Source organism: Devosia sp. (assembly GCF_036676215.1).
Classification (GTDB): domain Bacteria; phylum Pseudomonadota; class Alphaproteobacteria; order Rhizobiales; family Devosiaceae; genus Devosia.
The window spans coordinates 1-5,994 of the sequence record NZ_JAKFDJ010000060.1 but is presented as its reverse complement, the minus strand read 5'-3'; the positions used below and the strand labels follow the sequence as shown (position 1 = coordinate 5,994).

8 protein-coding genes and 1 pseudogene are annotated in these 5,994 nt (G+C 64.6%); 4 read left to right on the top strand and 5 right to left on the bottom strand.

From position 1 onward, the window contains the following. The 3 genes and pseudogenes from V6M52_RS05690 to V6M52_RS05680 form a co-directional block, all read left to right on the top strand. Positions 1 to 277, top strand: a pseudogene (locus V6M52_RS05690) (altronate dehydratase); the annotation flags it as partial. Beyond that, positions 274 to 606: a TfoX/Sxy family protein gene (locus V6M52_RS05685; RefSeq protein WP_332690431.1), complete on the top strand. Its 333-nt coding sequence runs from the start codon at positions 274 to 276 to the stop codon at positions 604 to 606. The pseudogene V6M52_RS05690 and the gene V6M52_RS05685, both read left to right, overlap by 4 nt. Before the next feature lie 4 nt (positions 607 to 610). Next, on the top strand, positions 611 to 883 hold the full coding sequence (locus V6M52_RS05680) for an acylphosphatase (protein ID WP_332690434.1): 273 nt from the start codon (positions 611 to 613) through the stop codon (positions 881 to 883). 13 nt (positions 884 to 896) lie between these two features. Here V6M52_RS05680 and V6M52_RS05675 read toward each other — a convergent pair whose 3' ends face one another. The 5 genes from V6M52_RS05675 to eda all read right to left on the bottom strand — a co-directional run bounded on the left by V6M52_RS05675 (position 897) and on the right by eda (position 5,307). Beyond that, complete coding sequence (locus V6M52_RS05675; protein ID WP_332700308.1) at positions 897 to 1,538, bottom strand: class I SAM-dependent methyltransferase; 642 nt, start codon at positions 1,536 to 1,538, stop codon at positions 897 to 899. Beyond that, on the bottom strand, positions 1,535 to 2,449 hold the full coding sequence (locus V6M52_RS05670; protein ID WP_332700306.1) for an SMP-30/gluconolactonase/LRE family protein: 915 nt from the start codon (positions 2,447 to 2,449) through the stop codon (positions 1,535 to 1,537). The genes V6M52_RS05675 and V6M52_RS05670 overlap by 4 nt, the downstream gene beginning before the upstream one ends. A 798-nt stretch (positions 2,450 to 3,247) precedes the next feature. Further along, positions 3,248 to 3,928 (bottom strand): molybdate ABC transporter permease subunit, encoded by a 681-nt coding sequence (gene modB / locus V6M52_RS05665; protein WP_332700303.1) that lies wholly within the window; start codon positions 3,926 to 3,928, stop codon positions 3,248 to 3,250. 12 nt (positions 3,929 to 3,940) lie between these two features. Next, positions 3,941 to 4,672, bottom strand: coding sequence for a molybdate ABC transporter substrate-binding protein (modA, locus tag V6M52_RS05660; RefSeq protein WP_332700301.1), 732 nt, complete (start codon positions 4,670 to 4,672; stop codon positions 3,941 to 3,943). Further along, positions 4,672 to 5,307: a bifunctional 4-hydroxy-2-oxoglutarate aldolase/2-dehydro-3-deoxy-phosphogluconate aldolase gene (gene eda / locus V6M52_RS05655; RefSeq protein ID WP_332689340.1), complete on the bottom strand. Its 636-nt coding sequence runs from the start codon at positions 5,305 to 5,307 to the stop codon at positions 4,672 to 4,674. Before eda ends, modA begins: the two co-directional genes overlap by 1 nt. Positions 5,308 to 5,428: 121 nt before the next feature. Between eda and nadA the strand changes: the two genes are divergently transcribed. Then, on the top strand, positions 5,429 to 5,994 hold a 566-nt coding region (gene nadA / locus V6M52_RS05650; RefSeq protein ID WP_332700299.1), incomplete at its 3' end, for a quinolinate synthase NadA.

Genomic DNA, 5,994 nt, shown 5'->3' with positions numbered 1-5,994 from the left:
CAATATCCTGGCCTTCACCACCGGGCGCGGCTCGGCCTATGGCTGCAAGCCGGTGCCTTCGATGAAGCTCGCCACCAATTCGGACATGTATGCCCGCATGACCGAGGACATGGACATCAATTGTGGCGACATCGTCGAGGGTGTGTCGATCGAGGACAAGGGCCAGCAGATATTCGACATGCTCATCGACATTGCTTCGGGCAAGCGCACCAAGTCGGAAGAGCTGGGCTATGGCGACAATGAATTCGTGCCTTGGCAGGTCGGGGCGGTGATGTGAGCAGCCAGCAGAAGACGGTCGACTACATTCTCGAACAGAGCGCCGATGCCGGCACGATGACGGCGAAGAAGATGTTCGGCGAGTATGGCCTTTATTGCGACGGCAAGATCATGGCGCTGGTCTGCGACGACCAGCTCTATGTCAAGCCGACCCAGGCGGGGCGGGACTATCTGGGCGAGGTGACGGACGGCTCGCCCTTTCCGGGGGCCAAGCCGTATTTCCTGATCGAGGGCGACCGCTGGGACGACGCGGATTGGCTCGCCGGGCTGGTCAAGACCACGGCGGACGATCTGCCGGCACCCAAGCCGAAAAAGGCGAAGAAGGGGTGATGCAATGCGCAGCGCCCATGTGGTCATAACCGGCCGCGTCCAGGGCGTCGGCTTTCGCCTCTGGGTCGAGGCGGAAGCGGTGTCGCGCGGCTTGGGGGGCTGGGTGCGCAATCGGCACGACGGGTCGGTCGAGGCGGTGTTCTGGGGCGAAGACGACGCTGTCGGCGCTATGCTGGAGGCGTGCAGGGACGGCCCGGGCATGGCGCGGGTCACCGATGTGGCGATCTCCGATACGGACGAAAGGCCATCAGGATTCGAGGTTCGCGGAACGCTATAGGCATGACGCTGTCTCAGGGCGCCAGCTGGTAGACCGTCCCCACCCGCTCAGTGCTCGCCCGGACATCTCCAACATCCCCCACCGCATAGGATGCCAGGCGTTGCAGCCGTTCGACCGGCAAATCACGCCGATCCGGATCGCCGACCAACACCTCCATTCCCGCCGCTGCGCAGCGTTCGAGAAACGGCAGCATGAGCCGACCCACATCGGCATTGTAGAATACGTCGCCGGCCGCGATCAGGTCGAAGCCGGTCGGTGCCGCATCCGCAATGTCAATCTCGACCGCCTGGATCGGCACTCCATTCGCCGCCGCATTGAGCCCGATGGCCGCCCGTCCGTTCGGATCGATCTCCGCCGCGCTAACCCTTGCTCCGGCCTTGGCCGCGACGATGCCGACCAGGCCCGATCCCGCCCCGAGATCAAGCACGCGCTTGCCGGCCACCAATCGGGGATGCGCCACGAAATGGTGCGCCAGCGCCAGTCCACCCGCCCATTGATAGGCCCAATAGGGCGCCGGTGGGTCGTCGTCGTGAGGATCGGCCAGCCGCGACAGGCGGCTGCCGGGATGGGCCGTGTAGAGCACGATCTCCGGAAGCGACGGGACTGGTTCGAGCCGCAGATTCTGCCCGATGTAGGCGGTCGGGTCGAGCTTCAAGGCTGCTGCAACCCCGTCGCGCTCACATAGGTGGCCATCACATACTGGCTGCAGGTGATGAACAGCCGGTTGCGGCGCGGCCCGCCGAAGGCGACGTTTGACGTCTTGGCCCCGGTCTTGATGCGGCCGAGCAGGGCGCCGGCCGCGTTGTAGACATTCACGCCCAGCCCGGCGCTGGTCCAGACATTGCCTTCGGTATCGAGCCGGAAGCCGTCGGGCAGGCCGGAATCGATATCGGCAAACAGTCCCGGATTGGTCAGCTTGGCGCCGTTGACAGCAAATTTGCGGATATGGGCGGGCCAATCGGGATCGTGGCTGCGGCCGGTGTCTGAAATGTAGAGCACCGACTCGTCCGGCGAGAAGGCCAGCCCATTGGGTTTGGCGAAGTCGTCGGCCACCACAGTCAGCGTGCCGTTTGCCGGATCGAAGCGATAGACAAAGCAGCCAGCCTGTTCCTGGTCCGACTTGTAGCCCTCATAGTCGCTGAGAATGCCGTAGCTGGGGTCGGTGAACCAGATCGTGCCGTCGGATTTGACCACCACGTCATTGGGCGAATTGAGGCGCTTGCCCTGATAGCGGTCGACCAGTGTGGTCACCGTGCCGTCCCATTCGGTGCGCAGCACGGCGCGGGCGCCATGCGAGCAGGAGATCAGCCGACCCTGCCGGTCGCGGGTATTGCCGTTGACGTAGTTGGAGGGGGTGCGGAACGCAGTGACGCCGAGGTCAGGCACCCATTTGAGCATGCGGTTATTGGGAATGTCGCTCCAGACCAGGAAATTGCCGTCGCCGAACCACACCGGCCCCTCGGCCCAGCGGCAGCCATCATAGAGCACTTCGAGCGCGGCAATGCCGATGGTCAGATCGTAGAATTTCTTGTCGATGAATTCGAGCGCGTCGCCGCCAATAGCCATGCCGTTCCTCCCGGTTGGCCGCATTTGAAGGGAAGGTCGGTCGGGTGGCAAGAGCTGCTTGGGGTAGCGATTTGCCCCTGCTGTTCCCCGCCCACCGCGGCCCCCCCTCTCCCCTTGAGGGAGAGGGTCGCCCCGACGCGTTCAGCGGAGGGGCGGGGTGAGGGGTGCTGCGCTCCCCATGCTAGAATGTATGTGGATGGCGGACGAGCCTTCAGGGCACAATCTCGCACGCCCACCGCGCGGCACCTCCCCCTTGACGGGGGAGGTTGGGAGGGGGTGGCGGTTGGCCCCGATATGCGGGCCAATCACCCCCCACCCTTGATCCCTCCCCGCAAGGGGGGAGGGTGTCGACTGCGAGATCCTGCCCACCAGTCCAGTGTCATCCCCCCGGATCAAGCCTCGTGTGACGGCCGGATTTGGTGGGATCTCCGACGATCACCACAAACTTATCCCCACCTGCAAAAACCTGATGCACAATGTCCCCATCTACCCGCCAGAGCGCGATCATGACGAGTGATGAGCGGGCAAGACTGCCGGGGAGCATGGGTCGCCAGGCTCCCGCATGGATGCTGACCACCGGCCGGGCGGCGGGTGACGGGGTGGGAGCCGACGACCAGGGCTCAGCCGCCGAAATCTGCACCGCCCAACCCGAAAGGGCGGCCGCTCGATGCGTGTGTGAAAAATCCCGGCGTGATGGCGAGACTTCAGCCTCACATTTTTGACTACCCAATCGAGACTGCGGTCTCGCCATCACCGTTCTCTTGAAAACCGCATTGCAGGCGGCGCTTTGGCACGTCCCTAGGGCATAGGCACATTCACCCGCCGGTCGATGCTCAGCGTCACCGCGATGACCACGAAGGCGAAAATCACCATGCCCAGGGCGATGACATGCGCCTCCTGCCATTGCAGGCGTTCGACATGGTCGTAGAGCGCGATGGCGATGACCTTGGTCTGGCCCGGAATATTGCCGCCGATCATCAGCACGACGCCGAATTCGCCCACTGTATGGGCAAAGGTCATCACCGCGCCGGTGATAAAGCCCGGTCGCGCCAGCGGCAGGGCGATGCGCCAGAAGCGCTGCCAGCCCGAGGCGCCCAGCGTCGCAGCCGCCTCGAGCGGCTCCTCGCCGATGGCGGCAAAGCCGTTGCGCAGCGGCTGCACCATGAAGGGGAGCGAATAGAAAAACGAGCCGATGACGAGGCCGGTGAACGAGAAGGCCAGCGTCCGTCCGCCCCACAGCGCGGCGATCCAGCCGCCCGGTCCGTTCGGGCCCAGGGCGATCAGCAGGTAGAAGCCCAGCACCGTCGGCGGCAGCACCAGCGGCATGGCGACCAGCGCGCCCACCAGTTCGCGATAGCGGCTCCTGCTGCGCGCCAGCCACCAGGCAATCGGCGTGCCGAGCACCAGCAGCACGAGCGTATTGATGGTGGCCAGGCTCAGCGTCAGGCTGACCGGCGTCCAGATGTCGGCAAGGCTCATCCCGCGTGTCCGTTACTCGACGAAATAGCCGGATGCTTCTATCACGGCGATGGCCGCTGCGCTTCTAAGGAAGTCGATGAAGGCGATGGCGGCCGGATTGGCCTCGCCGGTTCTGAGCAGCACGGCGTCCTGCCGAATCGGGTCGTAGAGATCGGCCGGCACGATCCAGACGCCTGCCTTGCCGATCACCTGGCTGGCGGCGACGAAGCCGAGTTCGGCATTGCCGGTTTCCACAAATTGCAGCGTCTGGCTGACATTCTCGCCGGTCACCAGTTTCGGCGTGATCGCTTCGCTGAGGCCCAGCGCTGCCATGGTCTCAGCAGCAGCCCTGCCATAGGGCGCGGTTTCCGGATCGGCGATGGCGAGCTTGTCGAACCCGCCGCCGCTGAGCACCGCCTGTCCGTTGCTCATATCGAGCGAAGTGCTGTAGAGCGCCAGAGCGCCAATGGCATAGGTGAAGACCGTGCCCGCGACCCCGAACCCCTCCGCGACGGCCCGGGCCGGCCGCTGGTCGTCAGCGGCGAGCAGCAGCTCGAACGGCGCGCCCTGGCTGATCTGGGTGTAGAGCAGGCCCGTGGCGCCGAAGCTGTAGGTCACTTCATGGCCGGTCTCGGCTGTGAACAGCGCTGCCAGTTGCTCAGCCGCGGCCGTGAAGTTGGCGGCGACGGCGATATGGACGGTTTCGGCCTGGGCCGCACCCGCCAGCAGCCCGACCATGGTCAGTGCCGCCCCGAGTCGCCGCATCAGCCGCGCAGCGCGCTGGCCTCGCGGGCCAAAGCCTCGATGCGGCTCCAGTCATTGGCCGCCAGCGCATCGGCGGGCATGATCCAGCTGCCGCCCACGCAGATCACATTGGGGAGGCCGAGATAGACCTTGGCCTTGGCCGGATCGATGCCGCCCGTGGGGCAGAAGGTGATGTCGGGCAGGGGCGAGGCGAAGGCCTTGAGCACCGGCGCGCCGCCATTGGCTTCGGCCGGGAAGAATTTGAGAAAGCCATAGCCCCGCTCGGCCGCCGTCATCGCCTCGCTGGGCGTGGCAATGCCGGGCAGCAGCGGAATGCCGATATCGTCCGCAGCGTCCAGGATACGCGGGGAAATGCCGGGCGACACCATGAAGCGGCAGCCGGCATCGACCGACTGCTTCATGTGCAGCGCCGTGCGCACCGTGCCCGAACCGACGATGGCGCCGGTGACCTTGGCCATCTCTTCCATCACCCTGAGGGCATTGGGCGTACGCAAAGTGACCTCAAGGATGGGCAGCCCGCCGGCGACCAGGGCTTCGGCCAGCGGCCTGGCCTGGCTCACATCATCGAGAATGATCACCGGAACGACCGGGGCAAGCGAGAGGATGGAGCGGATGGCGGCGGTGTCTTGCGGCATGGTCGGTCCTCGGTGCTGTTGGGGAACGGTTAGGAGCTTGGCAAAATTGACGCAACCCCGTTCATTGAAAAGCCCGGAAAAAATCCCTAGGTTCCGCCACGACTTCGGGAGGGATAGTCCAATGGTGCAGACGATCAACGCGATTACGCCTCTCGACGAGGCGCGCGCCATCCTGTCCCAGCATTTCGACCTCAAATTCTCCAAGGCCATCGAGCGGGCCACCGAGAAGGTGTTCGATCGGGTGCGCGACAAGATCCCCGAGATCGAATGGGCCTTCTATGCGCCGCTGATCTTCCAGATCAACCGGCTGAAGCAGGAAAAGGATGCGGTCATCCTTGCCCATAATTACCAGACGCCGCAGATCTATCATGGCGTCGCCGACATTGTCGGCGACAGCCTGCAGCTGGCCATCGAGGCCACCAAGGTGCGCCAGCAGGTGATCGTGCAATGCGGCGTGCATTTCATGGCCGAGACCTCAAAGCTGCTGAACCCGGAAAAGACCGTGCTCATCCCCGACAGCCGCGCCGGCTGTTCGCTGGCCTCCTCGATCACGGCCGATGACGTGCTGATGATGAAGCAGAAATATCCGGGCGTGCCGGTGGTGACCTATGTCAACACCTCGGCGGCAGTGAAAGCCGTGACCGATGTCTGCTGCACCTCGTCCAACGCGCTCGATATCGTCAACCG

Bases quoted from the DNA above. Each gene is read 5' to 3' on its own strand.
- modA (WP_332700301.1), bottom strand. From the start codon at position 4,672: ATGCGGCGACTCGGGGCGGCACTGACCATGGTCGGGCTGCTGGCGGGT.
- V6M52_RS05670 (WP_332700306.1), bottom strand. From the start codon at position 2,449: ATGGCTATTGGCGGCGACGCGCTCGAATTCATCGACAAGAAATTCTAC.
- eda (WP_332689340.1), bottom strand. From the start codon at position 5,307: ATGCCGCAAGACACCGCCGCCATCCGCTCCATCCTCTCGCTTGCCCCG.
- V6M52_RS05680 (WP_332690434.1), top strand. From the start codon at position 611: ATGCGCAGCGCCCATGTGGTCATAACCGGCCGCGTCCAGGGCGTCGGC.
- modB (WP_332700303.1), bottom strand. From the start codon at position 3,928: ATGAGCCTTGCCGACATCTGGACGCCGGTCAGCCTGACGCTGAGCCTG.